The organism is Bradyrhizobium canariense (genome assembly GCF_900105125.1).
GTDB lineage: Bacteria > Pseudomonadota > Alphaproteobacteria > Rhizobiales > Xanthobacteraceae > Bradyrhizobium > Bradyrhizobium canariense_A.
The window spans coordinates 670,025-684,605 of record NZ_LT629750.1; the positions used below are offsets into that span (position 1 = coordinate 670,025).

Here is a 14,581-nt window from a genome sequence, read left to right on the forward strand (position 1 = left end):
GATCTTTGAGGAACAACCCATGCCCCGCGTTCATGCCATAGAGAACTACCGCAACTTCGGTATCATGGCGCATATCGATGCCGGCAAGACCACGACCACCGAGCGCATCCTTTATTATACCGGCAAGAGCCACAAGATCGGGGAAGTGCACGAAGGTGCCGCGACGATGGACTGGATGGAGCAGGAGCAGGAGCGCGGCATCACCATCACGTCGGCCGCGACGACCGCGTTCTGGAACGGCAAGCGTCTGAACATCATCGACACCCCCGGCCACGTCGACTTCACCATCGAAGTCGAGCGTTCGCTGCGCGTGCTCGACGGCGCGGTATGCGTGCTCGATTCCAACCAGGGCGTTGAGCCCCAAACCGAGACCGTCTGGCGCCAGGGCGACAAGTACAAGGTGCCGCGCATCGTCTTCGCTAACAAGATGGACAAGACCGGCGCCGACTTCTTCAAGTGCCTCGCCGACATCGTTGACCGCCTCGGCGCCAAGCCGATCGCGATCCAGCTTCCGATCGGCGCCGAGAACAATTTCAAGGGCCTCGTCGACCTCGTGGTCATGAAGGGCATCATCTGGAACGACGAATCCCTTGGTGCGAAGTTCGACTATGTCGACATTCCCGCTGACCTGGTCGATCAGGCCAAGGAATATCGCGAGAAGATGATCGAAGCCGCCGTCGAACTCGATGACGACGCGATGGCTGCCTATCTCGACGGCAAGGAGCCGGACGAGGCGACGCTGAAGCGGCTGATCCGCAAGGCGGTGCTGACTGGCGCGTTCTATCCGGTGCTGTGCGGTTCGGCGTTCAAGAACAAGGGCGTGCAGCCGCTGCTCGACGCCGTCGTCGACTATCTGCCGTCGCCGGTCGATGTGCCTGCGATCAAGGGTGTCGATGAAGACGGCAACGAAGTGATCCGCAGGGCTGACGACAAGGAACCGCTGGCGCTGCTCGCGTTCAAGATCATGGACGACCCGTTTGTCGGCACCATCACCTTCTGCCGCATCTATTCCGGCATTCTTGCCAGCGGCACCGGCGTCGTCAATTCGACCCGCGACAAGAAAGAGCGCATCGGCCGCATGCTGTTGATGCATGCGAACAACCGCGAAGACATCAAGGAAGCCTATGCCGGCGATATCGTCGCCTTGGCAGGCCTGAAGGAAGCGCGCACCGGTGACACGCTGTGCGATCCGAACAAGCCGGTCATCCTTGAAAAGATGGAATTCCCGGAGCCGGTGATCGAAATCGCGATCGAGCCGAAGTCGAAGGCCGACCAGGAAAAGCTCGGCGTCGCGCTGGCGAAGCTTGCCGCCGAAGATCCGTCGTTCCGGGTGTCGACCGACCAGGAGTCTGGCCAGACCATTCTCAAGGGCATGGGCGAACTCCATCTCGACATCAAGGTCGATATCCTTCGGCGTACCTACAAGGTCGATGCCAATATCGGCGCGCCGCAGGTGGCGTTCCGTGAGCGCGTCACCAAGCGCGCCGAGGTCAAGTACACCCACAAGAAGCAGACCGGTGGTACCGGTCAGTTTGCCGAAGTGTCGATCGTGGTCGAGCCGAACGAGCCCGGCAAGGGCTATGAGTTCGAGTCCAAGATCGTTGGCGGCGCGGTGCCAAAGGAATATATCCCCGGCGTCGAAAAGGGCCTCAACAGCGTCATGGGTTCGGGCGTCGTTGCCGGCTTCCCGGTGGTCGACGTCAAGGTTCAACTGGTCGACGGCAAGTATCACGACGTCGACTCCTCGGCGCTGGCCTTCGAAATCGCATCGCGCGCGGCGTTCCGCGAAGCGCTGCAGAAGGGCAAGTCTGTTCTGCTCGAGCCGATCATGAAGGTCGAAGTGGTGACCCCGGAAGATTACACCGGTTCGGTCATCGGCGACCTGAATTCGCGGCGCGGCCAGATCCAGGGTCAAGACATGCGCGGCAACGCCAACGTCATCAATGCGATGGTGCCGCTCATGAACATGTTTGGGTACGTGAATAACCTGCGCTCGATGAGCCAGGGTCGCGCGACCTTTACGATGCAATTCGATCACTACGCTGAAGCGCCGGCGAACGTGTCGGCAGAAGTCCAGAAGAAGTTTGCCTGATTGTCGTTGGCGACAACTAACGACTGAACGGAGAGTCAAATGGCCAAAGCAAAATTTGAACGTAATAAACCGCACTGCAACATCGGAACCATCGGTCACGTCGACCATGGCAAGACCTCGCTGACCGCAGCGATCACCAAGGTGCTGGCGGAAACCGGCGGTGCGACGTTCACGGCGTACGACCAGATCGACAAGGCGCCGGAAGAGAAGGCGCGTGGCATCACGATCTCGACCGCGCACGTCGAATACGAAACCGCGAACCGTCACTATGCTCACGTCGACTGCCCCGGCCACGCCGACTATGTGAAGAACATGATCACGGGTGCCGCGCAGATGGACGGCGCGATCCTGGTTGTGTCGGCTGCCGACGGCCCGATGCCGCAGACCCGCGAGCACATCCTGCTTGCCCGTCAGGTCGGCGTGCCGGCGCTCGTCGTATTCCTGAACAAGTGCGACATGGTCGACGATCCGGAACTGCTCGAGCTGGTTGAGCTCGAAGTTCGCGAACTGCTTTCGAAGTACGACTTCCCGGGTGACAAGATTCCGATCGTCAAGGGTTCGGCGCTTGCCGCCCTTGAAGACAAGGACAAGAAGCTCGGTCACGACGCGATCCTCGAGCTGATGAAGAATGTCGACGAATACATTCCGCAGCCGGAGCGCCCGATCGACCAGCCGTTCCTGATGCCGGTGGAAGACGTGTTCTCGATCTCGGGCCGCGGTACGGTCGTCACCGGTCGTGTCGAGCGCGGCATCATCAAGGTCGGCGAGGAAATCGAGATCGTCGGTCTGCGCGATACGCAGAAGACCATCGTCACCGGCGTTGAAATGTTCCGCAAGCTGCTCGATCAGGGCCAGGCCGGCGACAACATCGGCGCACTGCTGCGCGGCACCAAGCGCGAGGAAGTCGAGCGCGGTCAGGTTCTGTGCAAGCCGGGTTCGGTCAAGCCGCACACCAAGTTCAAGGCTGAGGCCTACATCCTGACCAAGGAAGAGGGCGGTCGTCACACCCCGTTCTTTACCAACTACCGGCCGCAGTTTTACTTCCGCACCACCGACGTGACCGGTGTCGTGCATCTGCCCGAAGGCACCGAAATGGTGATGCCGGGTGACAACATCGCGATGGAAGTGCACCTGATCGTGCCGATCGCGATGGAAGAAAAGCTGCGCTTCGCGATCCGCGAAGGTGGCCGCACCGTGGGCGCCGGCGTCGTCGCCGCCATCATTGAATAAGCGAATAGGGAATGGCGAGTAGCGAGTGGATCAAATCCATTCGCTGTTCGCTACCCACTGCTCGCGACACGCGACGAAGAAAGAGACACGGCAATGAACGGCCAGAATATTCGCATCCGTCTCAAGGCGTTCGACCATCGAATCCTCGATACGTCGACCCGTGAGATCGTGAACACGGCGAAACGGACCGGTGCTCAGGTTCGCGGACCCATTCCGCTGCCGACCCGCATCGAGAAGTTCACCGTCAACCGTTCACCGCACGTTGACAAAAAGAGCCGCGAGCAATTCGAGATGCGCACGCACAAGCGTCTTCTCGACATTGTCGATCCGACCCCGCAGACCGTCGATGCCCTCATGAAGCTCGATCTCGCTGCCGGCGTCGACGTCGAAATCAAGCTCTGAGCCCCCGAAAGTGGGCACCGGTTTTCGGACCGGATCATGCCCACGAAGAAGATTAGCTAGTCCCTCGGGACAGAAAGAACAGGAAGCACGCCGATGCGCTCCGGAGTGATCGCACAAAAGGTCGGGATGACGCGGGTCTTTACGGAGACTGGCGAACATATCCCTGTGACCGTGCTGAAGCTGGGCAATTGCCAGGTGTTAGGTCACCGCACGACCGAGAAGAACGGCTACGTCGCCCTTCAGCTCGGCTCGGGCTCCCGCAAGTCGGTCTATATGCCGAAGGCAGAACGCGGCCAGTTCGCGGTCTCCAAGGTCGAGCCCAAGCGCAAGGTCACGGAATTTCGCGTGTCGCAGGACGCGCTGATCCCGGTCGGCGCCGAGATTCAGGCCGACCATTTCGTCGTCGGGCAATTCGTCGATGTCACCGGCACCTCCGAGGGTAAGGGATTTGCCGGCGGCATGAAGCGCTGGAATTTCGGCGGTCTTCGCGCCACCCACGGTGTGTCGGTCTCGCATCGGTCGATCGGTTCGACCGGCGGCCGTCAGGATCCCGGCAAGACCTTCAAGAACAAGAAGATGCCTGGCCATATGGGTGTCGATCGCATCACCACGCTCAATCTGCGCGTGGTTCAGACCGACGTCGAGCGCGGCCTGATCTTGGTCGAAGGCGCCGTTCCCGGCTCCAAGGGCGGATGGATCTCGGTGCGTGACGCCGTGAAGAAGCCGTTGCCGAAGGAAGCTCCCAAGCCCGGCAAGTTCAAGGTCGCTGGCGGCAGCGAGCAGGCGGCTGAAGCGCCGGCCGAGCAGGAGGGCGCGTGAGATGGAACTGAAAGTCACGACCCTTGAAGGCAAGGAAGCCGGTTCGGTCCAGCTCTCGGACGAGATTTTTGGTCTCGAGCCGCGCAAGGACATCATCCAGCGCTGTGTGCAGTGGCAGCTCAACAAGCGCCAGTCCGGCACCCACAAAACGCAAGGTCGCGCCGATGTGTGGCGCACCGGCAAGAAGATGTACAAGCAGAAGGGCACCGGCGGTGCGCGTCACGGCTCGGCTCGTGTGCCGCAGTTCCGTGGCGGCGGTCGCGCCTTCGGTCCGGTGGTTCGTTCCCATGCCACCGATTTGCCGAAGAAGGTGCGGGCGCTTGCGCTCAAGCATGCGCTGTCGGCGAAGGCCAAGGACGGCGGCTTGATCGTGATCGACAACGCCCAGATCAAGGACGCCAAGACCAAGTCTCTGGTCGGGCATTTCTCCGGTCTCGGCCTGACCAACGCGCTGATCATCGACGGTGCCGAGTTGCATAACGGTTTTGCGATTGCTGCCCGTAACATTCCGAACATCGACGTGCTGCCGATCCAGGGCATCAACGTCTATGACATTCTGCGTCGTCAGAAGCTGGTGCTGACCAAGGCGGCGCTTGATGCGTTGGAGGCGCGATTCAAATGAAGAATATCGATCCGCGCTTTTACGACATCATCGTTTCCCCGGTTGTGACCGAAAAGGCGACGCTGGCCTCCGAGCATAACAAGGTTCTGTTCAAGGTCGCGAGCAAGGCGACCAAGCCGCAGATCAAGGAAGCTGTCGAAAAGCTGTTCGACGTCAAGGTCAAGAGCGTGAACACGCTGGTGCGCAAGGGCAAGACCAAGGTGTTCCGCGGCCAGTTCGGTTCTCAGTCGGATGTGAAGCGTGCGATCGTGACCCTCGAAGAGGGCCACCGCATCGACGTCACCACCGGACTATAAGGCGATACGACGATGGCATTGAAAACATTCAACCCCACGACACCAGGCCAGCGCCAGCTGGTGATGGTCGATCGTTCGGCGCTCTACAAGGGCAAGCCGGTCAAGGCATTGACCGAAGGCAAGCTCGGCACCGGCGGCCGCAACAATACCGGCCGCATCACCGTCCGCTTCCGCGGCGGCGGCCACAAGAAGACTTACCGGACGGTCGACTTCAAGCGCGACAAGGTCGATGCGCCCGCGGTCGTCGAGCGGCTGGAATACGATCCGAACCGCACCGCGTTCATTGCGCTGATCAAGTATCAGGACGGCGAACAGGCCTATATCCTGGCGCCGCAGCGGCTTGCCGTCGGTGATACGGTCGTCGCCGGCAATTATGTCGACGTGAAGCCGGGCAATGTCATGCCGCTCGGCAACATGCCGGTCGGCACCATCGTCCACAATGTCGAGCTGAAGATCGGCAAGGGCGGCCAGCTCGCGCGCTCCGCCGGCACCTACGCGCAGGTGGTGGGCCGTGACCAGGATTACGTCATCCTGCGCCTGAACTCGGGCGAGCAGCGCCTGGTCCACGGCCGTTGCCGCGGCACCATCGGCGCGGTCTCCAATCCCGATCACATGAACATCTCGATCGGCAAGGCCGGCCGTACCCGCTGGTTGGGCTGGCGTCCGCATAACCGCGGCGTCGTCATGAACCCGATCGATCACCCGCACGGCGGCGGCGAAGGCCGTACCTCGGGCGGCCGCCACCCGGTGACCCCGTGGGGCAAGCCGACCAAAGGCAAGAAGACCCGTTCGAACAAGTCGACCAACAGATTCATTCTCATCAGCCGCCACAAGCGGAAGAAGTAAGGAACGCCGGACATGGTTCGTTCAGTCTGGAAAGGCCCGTTCGTTGAAGGCTCTCTGCTCAAGAAGGCAGATGCCGCACGTGCGTCAGGCCGTCATGACGTGATCAAGATCTGGAGCCGCCGCTCGACCATCCTGCCGCAATTCGTCGGCCTGGTGTTCGGCGTCTACAACGGACAGAAGCACGTGCCGGTATCGGTCAACGAGGAAATGGTGGGTCACAAGTTCGGCGAGTTCTCGCCGACCCGGACCTTCCACGGCCATTCTGGCGACAAGAAAGCCAAGAAGGCTTGAGGATTAAGCGATGAGCAAACCAAAGCGCGAACGGAGCCTCCCGGATAACGAGGCCAAGGCGGTCGCCCGGATGCTGCGGGTGAGCCCGCAGAAGCTCAATCTTGTTGCGCAATTGATTCGCGGCAGGAAGGCTTCGGCTGCGCTCGCTGATCTGCAGTTTTCGCGCAAGCGGATCGCTGTCGACGTCAAGAAGTGCCTGGAATCGGCGATCGCGAATGCCGAAAACAATCATGATCTCGATGTCGATGATCTGGTCGTGTCGGAAGCGCATGTCGGCAACGGCATTGTAATGAAGCGTTTCGCACCGCGCGGCCGTGGCCGTTCGGGCCGTGTTTTTAAACCGTTCTCGCAGCTGACGATCGTGGTTCGTCAGGTCGAGGCCGAGGCGAGCGCTTAAAGAGAGCGCGGGAGAAAACGATGGGTCAAAAGATCAATCCAATCGGGCTGCGTCTCGGCATCAACCGGACGTGGGATTCCCGTTGGTTCGCTGGCAAGGCCGAATACGGCAAGTTGCTGCACGAGGACGTGAAAATCCGCGAGATCCTGCACAAGGAGCTCAAGCAGGCGGCCGTCGCCAAGATTGTGATCGAGCGTCCGCACAAGAAGTGCCGCGTGACGATTCACTCGGCGCGTCCCGGCGTGGTGATCGGCAAGAAGGGCGCCGACATCGACAAGCTGCGCAAGCGGGTTGCCGATATCACGGCTTCCGACGTCGTCATCAACATCGTCGAAATCCGCAAGCCTGAACTCGACGCCACCCTGGTCGCCGAATCGATCGCGCAGCAGCTCGAGCGCCGCGTCGCGTTCCGCCGCGCCATGAAGCGCGCGGTGCAGTCGGCGATGCGTCTTGGCGCCGAAGGCATTCGTATCAACTGCTCGGGCCGTCTCGGCGGCGCTGAAATCGCGCGCATGGAGTGGTACCGCGAAGGCCGCGTGCCGCTGCACACGCTGCGCGCCGACATCGACTACGGCGTCGCAACCGCGTTCACGACATTCGGTACCTGCGGCGTCAAGGTCTGGATCTTCAAGGGTGAAATCCTCGAGCACGATCCGATGGCCCAGGACAAGAAAATGGCCGAGGGCGAAACCTCGCGGCCCCGTCGCGACGCTGCTTGAGCGAAATAGAGAAGGTTTGAGGGCGTAAGCCATGATGCAACCAAAGAAAACGAAGTTCCGGAAGGCGCATAAGGGCCGTATCCACGGCGTTGCGACTTCGGGCGCGACGTTGTCGTTCGGTCAGTTCGGCCTGAAGGCGATGGCGCCCGAGCGCGTCACCGCCCGCCAGATCGAAGCCGCGCGCCGCGCGCTGACCCGTCACATGAAGCGCGCCGGCCGCGTCTGGATCCGCGTGTTCCCGGACGTGCCGGTGTCGAAGAAGCCCGCCGAAGTCCGCATGGGTTCCGGCAAGGGTACGCCGGAATTGTGGGTGGCGCGGGTCAAGCCCGGCCGCGTGATTTTTGAAATCGACGGCGTGACGGTGCAGACCGCGAAAGAAGCGCTGTCGCTCGCCGCCGCCAAGCTGCCGATCAAGACGCGCTTCGTCGCGCGCATTGCGGAGTAAGTGATCATGGCCGAGATGAAAGTCGCCGATATCCGCGGAATGAGCCCCGATCAGATGGATGACGCCGTCCTCAATCTGAAGAAAGAGCGCTTTAATCTGCGTTTCCAGCGCGCCACCGGGCAGCTGGAGAACACTTCGCGGCTGCGTGAAGCCCGCCGCGACATCGCCCGAATCAAGACCATCGCCGCGCAACAGCGCGCGAAGAAGAAGTAAGAGGTCTGATATGCCCAAACGTACCCTTCAAGGCGTGGTCGTCAGCGACAAGCAAGCCAAGACAGTGGTGGTGCGCGTCGATCGCCGCTTCACCCATCCGATCTACAAGAAAACGATCCGCCGCTCCAAGAACTACCACGCGCACGACGAGAACAACGAGTTCAAGCCGGGCGACCAGGTATGGATCGAGGAGAGCAAGCCGATCTCGAAGTTGAAGCGCTGGACGGTGGTCCGGGGCGAGCAGAAGAAAACGGCCTGAAGTCTGTTCGGTACCGCCGGGCAAGCTGCAGGAAATTTTAGGCGCAACGTTGCGCATCAGAAAGAGGACGAGGTGCATCAATGATTCAGATGCAGACCAACCTCGACGTGGCCGATAATTCAGGCGCACGCCGTGTCATGTGCATCAAGGTGCTTGGGGGCTCCAAGCGCCGCTATGCCACCGTGGGCGATGTTATCGTTGTGTCGATCAAGGACGCTATCCCGCGCGGCAAGGTGAAGAAGGGCGACGTGATGAAGGCCGTCGTGGTGCGAGTCCGCAAGGACATCCGCCGCGCCGACGGTTCGGTCATCCGCTTCGACCGCAACGCCGCCGTGCTGATCAACAATCAGTCGGAGCCGGTCGGCACCCGTATCTTCGGGCCGGTGCCGCGCGAGCTGCGCGCCAAGAACCACATGAAGATCATTTCGCTTGCGCCGGAGGTGCTGTGATGGCTGCCAAGATCCGGAAAGGTGACAAGGTCATCGTGCTGAACGGCCGCGACAAGGGCCGCACCGGCGAGGTGTTCGAGGTGCGTCCGACCGAGGGCAAGGCGCTGGTTCGCGGCGTCAACCTCGTGAAGCGCCACCAGAAGCAGACCCAGAACCAGGAAGGCGGCATCATCTCCAAGGAGTCGCCGATCGACCTGTCGAACATCGCGTATGTCGGCAAGGACGGCAAGCCGACCCGCGTGGGTTTCAAGATTCAGGCCGATGGCAAGAAAGTACGCATTGCCAAGAGCTCGGGAGCAGAGATCGATGGCTGAGACCGCTTACGTACCGCGCCTGCGCGCGGAATATGACAGCAGCATCCGCAGCAAGCTGACGGAACAATTCGGCTACGCCAATGTCATGCAGGTGCCGCGCCTGGACAAGGTCGTGCTCAACATGGGCGTCGGCGAGGCCGTGAACGACCGCAAAAAGGCGGAAGTGGCCGCTGGCGATCTTTCGATGATTGCCGGTCAGAAGGCCATCGTGACCTATTCGCGCGTCGCGATCGCAACCTTCAAGCTGCGTGAAAATCAGCCGATCGGCTGCAAGGTCACGCTGCGCAAGGCCAAGATGTATGAATTCATCGACCGGCTGGTGAACGTCGCGCTGCCCCGCGTGCGCGACTTCCGCGGCCTTAATCCGAAGAGTTTTGATGGCCGCGGCAACTATTCGCTCGGCATCAAGGAGCACATCATTTTCCCCGAAATCGACTTCGACAAGACCGGGGAAACATGGGGCATGGACGTCACGGTATGCACCACTGCAGGCTCCGACGACGAAGCCCGGGCCTTGTTGACCGCATTCAATTTCCCGTTCCGGCAGTGAGAAGCTGATCAGCCTCTCAAACGCGGAAACCCAGGAGCCAAGCATGGCAAAGAAGAGTTCGATCGAGAAGAATAACAGGCGGAAGCGGATGACCAAGAACGCCGCCGCCAAGCGCGCGCGTTTGAAGGCCGTCATCGCCGACAGGCAGAAGCCGATGGAAGAGCGCTTCGCGGCGACGCTGAAGCTTGCCGAGATGCCGCGCAATTCTTCGGCGACGCGGATCCGCAATCGCTGCGAAATGACCGGCCGTCCGCGTTCGGTCTACCGCAAGAACAAGCTCAGCCGCATCGCGCTGCGTGAACTCGGCTCCAAGGGCCTGGTTCCCGGGCTCGTGAAGTCGAGCTGGTAAGGGGGTCGTCAGATGTCAACGCACGATCCGATCAGCGATCTCATCACCCGTATCCGCAACGCGCAGATGCGCGCCAAGCCCAAGGTTTCGACCCCGGGCTCGAAGATGCGCGCCAACGTGCTCGAAGTGCTCAAGGCCGAGGGTTACATCCGCGGCTATGCCAGCGTCGAACATTCCAGCGGCCGCAGCGAGCTTGAGATCGAGCTGAAGTATTTCGACGGCGAGCCGGTCATTCGCGAGATCGAGCGGGTGTCGAAGCCGGGGCGGCGGGTTTATGCCTCGGTGAAGAACCTGCCGCGCGTCAACAACGGTCTCGGCATTTCGGTGTTGTCGACCCCGAAGGGAATCATGGCTGACCACGAAGCGCGCGACGCGAACGTGGGCGGCGAAATTCTCTTCACGGTGTTCTGAGAAGGGATAGAAGTATGTCACGTGTTGGCAAACGGCCTGTGACGATCCCGTCGGGTGTGACGGCGAGCGTCGAAGGGCAGACCGTCAAAATGAAGGGGCCGAAAGGCCAGCTTCAGTTCATCGTCCACGACGATGTCGAGGTGAAGTTCGAGAACGGGGCGGTCACGGTCGCGCCGCGGGTCGAGACCAATCGCGCGCAGGCCATGTACGGCACCGCGCGCGCGCAGGTTGCGAATCTGGTTGAAGGTGTCACCAAGGGTTTTGAGAAGAAGCTCGAGATCACGGGTGTCGGTTATCGCGCCGCGATGCAGGGCAAGAACCTGCAGCTCGCGCTCGGCTACAGCCACGACGTCGTCTATGCGATCCCGGAAGGGATCGCGATCGCGGTGCCGAAACCGACCGAGATCATCATCACCGGCAATGATTCGCAGCGCGTCGGCCAGGTGGCCGCCGAGATCCGCAGCTATCGTCCGCCGGAGCCCTACAAGGGCAAGGGCGTGAAATACGCCAACGAATTCATCTTCCGCAAGGAAGGCAAGAAGAAGTAACGGAGCCGGTCATGTCACTGAAAGTCACGAATGCCCGGCGCAAGCAACGCGTAAGGCTGTCGTTGCGCCGCATTGCCAACGGACGTCCGCGTTTGTCGGTCTTCCGCTCGTCGAAGCACATCTACGCACAGGTCATCGACGACCTGAAGGGCGAGACGCTGGCCTCGGCCTCGTCGCTGGAAAAGACGATGCGCGAGAGCGGCAACACCGGCGCCAACATCGATGCGGCAAAGGCCGTCGGCAAGCTGGTCGCGGAGCGCGCCGTGAAGAACGGCGTCACCGAAGTGGTGTTCGACCGCGGCGGCTATCTCTACCACGGGCGCGTCAAGGCGCTCGCCGATGCGGCCCGCGAAAGCGGGTTGAGCTTCTAACAAGTTGGTTTGAACGAACACAAGGACTAGAGGCTCAAGCCTCTCAGAGATTGGAAAACACCATGGCAGGTGAACGCGAACGCGGCGGACGCGAACGGAGCAGGGATCGCGAGGAGCGCGACAGCGAGTTCGTCGACAAGCTGGTCCACATCAATCGCGTGGCGAAGGTCGTCAAGGGCGGCAAGCGCTTCGGCTTTGCGGCGCTGGTCGTGATCGGCGATCAGAAGGGCCGGGTCGGTTTCGGCCACGGCAAGGCGCGCGAAGTTCCCGAAGCGATCCGCAAGGCGACGGAATCGGCCAAGCGCAATTTGACGCGGGTGGCGCTGCGCGAAGGCCGTACGCTGCATCACGATATCGCAGGCCGCCACGGCGCCGGCCGCGTCTATCTGCGCGCGGCTCCGGCCGGTACCGGCATCATCGCCGGCGGCCCGATGCGCGCGGTGTTCGAAACGCTGGGCATCCAGGACGTGGTGGCGAAGTCGATCGGCTCGTCGAACCCCTACAACATGGTTCGCGCAACCTTCGACGCGCTGAAGCATCAGGATTCGCCGCGCTCGGTTGCGGCGCGCCGCAACATCAAGGTGTCCACGCTGCAGTCGCGCCGTGTCGGTGGCGACGCCGAAGCGGTGGCTGAATAAACAACACGCGCTGACGGCGCTTTTCGGAGTTTACGACGATGGCCAAGGCTACAAACAAGGCCGCAAAGACGATCAAGGTCGAGCAGACCGGCAGCGCGATCCGCCGCCATCACTCGCAGCGCGAGACGCTGATCGGCCTCAAGCTCAACAAGATCGGCCGCGTGACCGAGTTGCACGACACGCCTGCGATTCGCGGCATGATCGCCAAAGTTCAACATCTCGTCCGCGTGGTCGACGAGAAATAAGCTCGGAGCATGATCCCGAAAAGCGGGAACCGGTTTTCGGTTGCGATCATGCTCCAAGGATAAAGGAAGCGAACAATGAAGCTCAGCGATATCGCCGACAATGCCGGCTCGCGCAAAAAGCGTATGCGCGTCGGCCGTGGCATCGGTTCAGGCAAGGGCAAGACCGCGGGCCGCGGCGGCAAGGGCCAGACCGCGCGTTCGGGCGTGCGCATCAAAGGTTTCGAAGGTGGCCAGATGCCGCTGCATCGGCGCCTGCCGAAGCGCGGTTTCAACAACATCTTCCGGTTGGACTTCGCCGAGATCAATCTCGACCGCCTCCAGCAGGCGATCGATGCCAAGCTGCTCGACGCCAAGGACACCATCAACGCCGAATCGCTGGTGAAATCCCGCGTCCTGCGCCGTTCGAAGGATGGCGTGCGGCTGCTCGGCCGGGGTGAAATCAAGGCCAAGCTGAATATCGAGGTTCACGGTGCGTCGAAATCGGCGATCGCTGCGGTCGAGAAGGCAGGCGGCACGGTAAAAATCCTGGCGCCGGCCAAAAAGGACGAAGGCGAGGCGGCGTAACATCTGCGTCATCGCCCGCCGCTCGCGGGCGATCTGCATGATAGAACAATGGACTTATCGAAGCCGAGCACCAAATAATGTCCGGCGTCTGCCGATGGTCCCGCGGGGCGTCGGCGCAAGGGCGGCGGGAGAAAGCCAAACATGGTCTCAGCAGCGGAACAACTGGCGGCAAACCTCAATTTCGGAGCGCTTGCCAAGGCCGATGAGTTAAAGAAGCGCATCTGGTTCACGCTGGGTGCGCTGCTTGTTTATCGGCTCGGCACCTACATCCCGCTGCCGGGCATCGATCCCAACATCTGGGAACAGGTGTTCCGCACCCAGGCCGGCGGCATTCTCGGCATGTTCAACATGTTCGCCGGCGGTGGCATCCACCGCATGGCGATCTTTGCGCTGAACATCATGCCGTATATTTCGGCCTCGATCATCATTCAGCTTCTGACCACGGTGTCGCCGCAGCTCGAAGCCCTGAAGAAGGAAGGCGAGTCCGGCCGCAAGACGCTCAACCAGTACACCCGTTATCTCACCGTGCTTCTGGCCGCGTTCCAGTCCTACGGCATCGCGGTCGGCCTCGAAGGCGCCGGCAATGTCGTCAGCGATCCCGGCATGTTCTTCCGCCTGTCGACCGCGATCACGCTGACCGGCGGCACCATGTTCCTGATGTGGCTGGGCGAGCAGATCACCTCGCGCGGCATCGGCAACGGCATTTCGCTGATCATTCTTTCCGGCATCGTCGCCGAACTGCCCTCGGCGCTCGCCAACATGCTGGAACTCGGCCGGCAGGGCGCGCTGTCCACCGGCCTCATCCTGGTCGTCATCGTGATGGCGGTCGCCGTGATCGCCTTCATCGTGTTCATGGAGCGCGCGCAGCGCCGGCTGCTGATCCAGTATCCAAAACGGCAAGTCGGCAACAAGATGTTCGAAGGCCAGTCCTCGCATCTGCCGCTCAAGCTGAACACCTCGGGCGTGATTCCGCCGATCTTCGCATCCTCGCTGCTGTTGCTGCCGACCACGGTTGCGAACTTCAATGCCGGCAAGGGGCCGGAATGGTTCCAGTGGATCACGACGCAGCTCGGCCATGGCCGCCCGCTGTTCCTGATTCTCTATCTGGCGCTGATCGTGTTCTTTGCCTTCTTCTATACCGCGATCGTGTTCAACCCGACCGAGACCGCCGACAATCTCAAGAAGCATGGCGGCTTCATTCCAGGCATCCGGCCGGGCGAACGGACCGCGGAATACATCGATTACGTGCTTTCGCGCATCACGGTGCTGGGCGCGATCTATCTCGCGATTGTCTGCTTGATTCCCGAGATCCTGATTTCCTACGCTTCGGTGCCGTTCTACTTTGGCGGTACCTCGCTGCTGATCGTCGTCAGCGTGACCATGGATACGGTTGCGCAGGTCCAGGGCTATCTGCTCGCCCACCAGTATGAAGGGTTGATCAGGAAGTCGAAATTGCGGGGACGTCGGCGCTGAGGCTGCGCTCGGCGTGGACTGATACTTAAAACAAAAGG

The 14,581-nt window shown here is 61.4% G+C and carries 24 protein-coding genes; all 24 read left to right on the forward strand.

Features of this window, described 5'->3' with window-relative positions:
* Positions 1-19: 19 nt before the first annotated feature.
* A complete protein-coding gene (gene fusA / locus BLV09_RS03265; protein WP_146686301.1) occupies positions 20-2,092 on the forward strand; it encodes an elongation factor G in 2,073 nt (690 codons plus the stop codon).
* A gap of 39 nt (positions 2,093-2,131) precedes the next feature.
* The gene (gene tuf, locus BLV09_RS03270; RefSeq protein ID WP_100382419.1) at positions 2,132-3,322 is read left to right on the forward strand and encodes an elongation factor Tu; all 1,191 of its coding nucleotides are present in this window, start codon (positions 2,132-2,134) and stop codon (positions 3,320-3,322) included.
* Between the two features lie 93 nt (positions 3,323-3,415).
* Positions 3,416-3,724, forward strand: a complete 309-nt coding sequence (gene rpsJ, locus BLV09_RS03275; protein ID WP_002712302.1) for a 30S ribosomal protein S10 — start codon at positions 3,416-3,418, stop codon at positions 3,722-3,724.
* 93 nt (positions 3,725-3,817) lie between these two features.
* Complete coding sequence (gene rplC, locus BLV09_RS03280; RefSeq protein WP_146686302.1) at positions 3,818-4,543, forward strand: 50S ribosomal protein L3; 726 nt, start codon at positions 3,818-3,820, stop codon at positions 4,541-4,543.
* A gap of 1 nt (position 4,544) precedes the next feature.
* Positions 4,545-5,165, forward strand: coding sequence for a 50S ribosomal protein L4 (gene rplD, locus BLV09_RS03285; protein WP_100382417.1), 621 nt, complete (start codon positions 4,545-4,547; stop codon positions 5,163-5,165).
* On the forward strand, positions 5,162-5,461 hold the full coding sequence (locus BLV09_RS03290; protein ID WP_100382416.1) for a 50S ribosomal protein L23: 300 nt from the start codon (positions 5,162-5,164) through the stop codon (positions 5,459-5,461). Before rplD ends, BLV09_RS03290 begins: the two co-directional genes overlap by 4 nt.
* Positions 5,462-5,473: 12 nt before the next feature.
* Positions 5,474-6,307, forward strand: a complete 834-nt coding sequence (gene rplB / locus BLV09_RS03295) for a 50S ribosomal protein L2 (protein WP_100382415.1) — start codon at positions 5,474-5,476, stop codon at positions 6,305-6,307.
* A 12-nt stretch (positions 6,308-6,319) separates the two neighbouring features.
* Positions 6,320-6,598, forward strand: coding sequence for a 30S ribosomal protein S19 (gene rpsS / locus BLV09_RS03300; protein WP_027536815.1), 279 nt, complete (start codon positions 6,320-6,322; stop codon positions 6,596-6,598).
* 10 nt (positions 6,599-6,608) lie between these two features.
* Positions 6,609-6,995, forward strand: coding sequence for a 50S ribosomal protein L22 (gene rplV / locus BLV09_RS03305; RefSeq protein ID WP_100382414.1), 387 nt, complete (start codon positions 6,609-6,611; stop codon positions 6,993-6,995).
* A gap of 20 nt (positions 6,996-7,015) precedes the next feature.
* On the forward strand, positions 7,016-7,714 hold the full coding sequence (gene rpsC / locus BLV09_RS03310; RefSeq protein WP_100382413.1) for a 30S ribosomal protein S3: 699 nt from the start codon (positions 7,016-7,018) through the stop codon (positions 7,712-7,714).
* Positions 7,715-7,745: 31 nt separating this feature from the next.
* Positions 7,746-8,159: a 50S ribosomal protein L16 gene (rplP, locus tag BLV09_RS03315; RefSeq protein WP_100382412.1), complete on the forward strand. Its 414-nt coding sequence runs from the start codon at positions 7,746-7,748 to the stop codon at positions 8,157-8,159.
* 6 nt (positions 8,160-8,165) lie between these two features.
* Positions 8,166-8,372 carry a 50S ribosomal protein L29 gene (rpmC, locus tag BLV09_RS03320; protein ID WP_100386933.1) on the forward strand — a complete coding sequence of 69 codons (207 nt, stop codon included), beginning with the start codon at positions 8,166-8,168 and terminating at the stop codon, positions 8,370-8,372.
* A 10-nt stretch (positions 8,373-8,382) separates the two neighbouring features.
* Positions 8,383-8,631 (forward strand): 30S ribosomal protein S17, encoded by a 249-nt coding sequence (rpsQ, locus tag BLV09_RS03325; RefSeq protein ID WP_079571012.1) that lies wholly within the window; start codon positions 8,383-8,385, stop codon positions 8,629-8,631.
* 80 nt (positions 8,632-8,711) lie between these two features.
* Complete coding sequence (rplN, locus tag BLV09_RS03330) at positions 8,712-9,080, forward strand: 50S ribosomal protein L14 (RefSeq protein ID WP_100382411.1); 369 nt, start codon at positions 8,712-8,714, stop codon at positions 9,078-9,080.
* Positions 9,080-9,394 carry a 50S ribosomal protein L24 gene (gene rplX / locus BLV09_RS03335; protein WP_100382410.1) on the forward strand — a complete coding sequence of 105 codons (315 nt, stop codon included), beginning with the start codon at positions 9,080-9,082 and terminating at the stop codon, positions 9,392-9,394. Before rplN ends, rplX begins: the two co-directional genes overlap by 1 nt.
* Positions 9,387-9,944 (forward strand): 50S ribosomal protein L5, encoded by a 558-nt coding sequence (gene rplE / locus BLV09_RS03340; protein WP_100382409.1) that lies wholly within the window; start codon positions 9,387-9,389, stop codon positions 9,942-9,944. Before rplX ends, rplE begins: the two co-directional genes overlap by 8 nt.
* Positions 9,945-9,987: 43 nt before the next feature.
* A complete protein-coding gene (gene rpsN, locus BLV09_RS03345; RefSeq protein WP_100382408.1) occupies positions 9,988-10,293 on the forward strand; it encodes a 30S ribosomal protein S14 in 306 nt (101 codons plus the stop codon).
* Positions 10,294-10,305: 12 nt separating this feature from the next.
* Positions 10,306-10,704: a 30S ribosomal protein S8 gene (rpsH, locus tag BLV09_RS03350; RefSeq protein WP_100382407.1), complete on the forward strand. Its 399-nt coding sequence runs from the start codon at positions 10,306-10,308 to the stop codon at positions 10,702-10,704.
* 14 nt (positions 10,705-10,718) lie between these two features.
* On the forward strand, positions 10,719-11,252 hold the full coding sequence (rplF, locus tag BLV09_RS03355) for a 50S ribosomal protein L6 (protein ID WP_100382406.1): 534 nt from the start codon (positions 10,719-10,721) through the stop codon (positions 11,250-11,252).
* Positions 11,253-11,263: 11 nt separating this feature from the next.
* Entirely contained in the window at positions 11,264-11,623 is a 360-nt protein-coding gene (gene rplR / locus BLV09_RS03360) for a 50S ribosomal protein L18 (protein ID WP_100382405.1), read from the forward strand.
* Positions 11,624-11,685: 62 nt separating this feature from the next.
* The gene (rpsE, locus tag BLV09_RS03365; protein ID WP_029081759.1) at positions 11,686-12,261 is read left to right on the forward strand and encodes a 30S ribosomal protein S5; all 576 of its coding nucleotides are present in this window, start codon (positions 11,686-11,688) and stop codon (positions 12,259-12,261) included.
* 38 nt (positions 12,262-12,299) lie between these two features.
* Positions 12,300-12,506, forward strand: a complete 207-nt coding sequence (gene rpmD, locus BLV09_RS03370) for a 50S ribosomal protein L30 (RefSeq protein WP_100382404.1) — start codon at positions 12,300-12,302, stop codon at positions 12,504-12,506.
* Between the two features lie 75 nt (positions 12,507-12,581).
* Positions 12,582-13,070 (forward strand): 50S ribosomal protein L15, encoded by a 489-nt coding sequence (gene rplO, locus BLV09_RS03375; RefSeq protein WP_100382403.1) that lies wholly within the window; start codon positions 12,582-12,584, stop codon positions 13,068-13,070.
* A gap of 141 nt (positions 13,071-13,211) precedes the next feature.
* Positions 13,212-14,543, forward strand: a complete 1,332-nt coding sequence (gene secY, locus BLV09_RS03380) for a preprotein translocase subunit SecY (protein ID WP_100382402.1) — start codon at positions 13,212-13,214, stop codon at positions 14,541-14,543.
* Positions 14,544-14,581: the final 38 nt, after the last annotated feature.

Bases quoted from the DNA above. Each gene is read 5' to 3' on its own strand.
- fusA (WP_146686301.1), top strand. From the start codon at position 20: ATGCCCCGCGTTCATGCCATAGAGAACTACCGCAACTTCGGTATCATG.
- tuf (WP_100382419.1), top strand. From the start codon at position 2,132: ATGGCCAAAGCAAAATTTGAACGTAATAAACCGCACTGCAACATCGGA.
- rpsJ (WP_002712302.1), top strand. From the start codon at position 3,416: ATGAACGGCCAGAATATTCGCATCCGTCTCAAGGCGTTCGACCATCGA.
- rplC (WP_146686302.1), top strand. From the start codon at position 3,818: ATGCGCTCCGGAGTGATCGCACAAAAGGTCGGGATGACGCGGGTCTTT.
- rplD (WP_100382417.1), top strand. From the start codon at position 4,545: ATGGAACTGAAAGTCACGACCCTTGAAGGCAAGGAAGCCGGTTCGGTC.
- BLV09_RS03290 (WP_100382416.1), top strand. From the start codon at position 5,162: ATGAAGAATATCGATCCGCGCTTTTACGACATCATCGTTTCCCCGGTT.
- rplB (WP_100382415.1), top strand. From the start codon at position 5,474: ATGGCATTGAAAACATTCAACCCCACGACACCAGGCCAGCGCCAGCTG.
- rpsS (WP_027536815.1), top strand. From the start codon at position 6,320: ATGGTTCGTTCAGTCTGGAAAGGCCCGTTCGTTGAAGGCTCTCTGCTC.
- rplV (WP_100382414.1), top strand. From the start codon at position 6,609: ATGAGCAAACCAAAGCGCGAACGGAGCCTCCCGGATAACGAGGCCAAG.
- rpsC (WP_100382413.1), top strand. From the start codon at position 7,016: ATGGGTCAAAAGATCAATCCAATCGGGCTGCGTCTCGGCATCAACCGG.
- rplP (WP_100382412.1), top strand. From the start codon at position 7,746: ATGATGCAACCAAAGAAAACGAAGTTCCGGAAGGCGCATAAGGGCCGT.
- rpmC (WP_100386933.1), top strand. From the start codon at position 8,166: ATGGCCGAGATGAAAGTCGCCGATATCCGCGGAATGAGCCCCGATCAG.
- rpsQ (WP_079571012.1), top strand. From the start codon at position 8,383: ATGCCCAAACGTACCCTTCAAGGCGTGGTCGTCAGCGACAAGCAAGCC.
- rplN (WP_100382411.1), top strand. From the start codon at position 8,712: ATGATTCAGATGCAGACCAACCTCGACGTGGCCGATAATTCAGGCGCA.
- rplX (WP_100382410.1), top strand. From the start codon at position 9,080: ATGGCTGCCAAGATCCGGAAAGGTGACAAGGTCATCGTGCTGAACGGC.
- rplE (WP_100382409.1), top strand. From the start codon at position 9,387: ATGGCTGAGACCGCTTACGTACCGCGCCTGCGCGCGGAATATGACAGC.
- rpsN (WP_100382408.1), top strand. From the start codon at position 9,988: ATGGCAAAGAAGAGTTCGATCGAGAAGAATAACAGGCGGAAGCGGATG.
- rpsH (WP_100382407.1), top strand. From the start codon at position 10,306: ATGTCAACGCACGATCCGATCAGCGATCTCATCACCCGTATCCGCAAC.
- rplF (WP_100382406.1), top strand. From the start codon at position 10,719: ATGTCACGTGTTGGCAAACGGCCTGTGACGATCCCGTCGGGTGTGACG.
- rplR (WP_100382405.1), top strand. From the start codon at position 11,264: ATGTCACTGAAAGTCACGAATGCCCGGCGCAAGCAACGCGTAAGGCTG.
- rpsE (WP_029081759.1), top strand. From the start codon at position 11,686: ATGGCAGGTGAACGCGAACGCGGCGGACGCGAACGGAGCAGGGATCGC.
- rpmD (WP_100382404.1), top strand. From the start codon at position 12,300: ATGGCCAAGGCTACAAACAAGGCCGCAAAGACGATCAAGGTCGAGCAG.
- rplO (WP_100382403.1), top strand. From the start codon at position 12,582: ATGAAGCTCAGCGATATCGCCGACAATGCCGGCTCGCGCAAAAAGCGT.
- secY (WP_100382402.1), top strand. From the start codon at position 13,212: ATGGTCTCAGCAGCGGAACAACTGGCGGCAAACCTCAATTTCGGAGCG.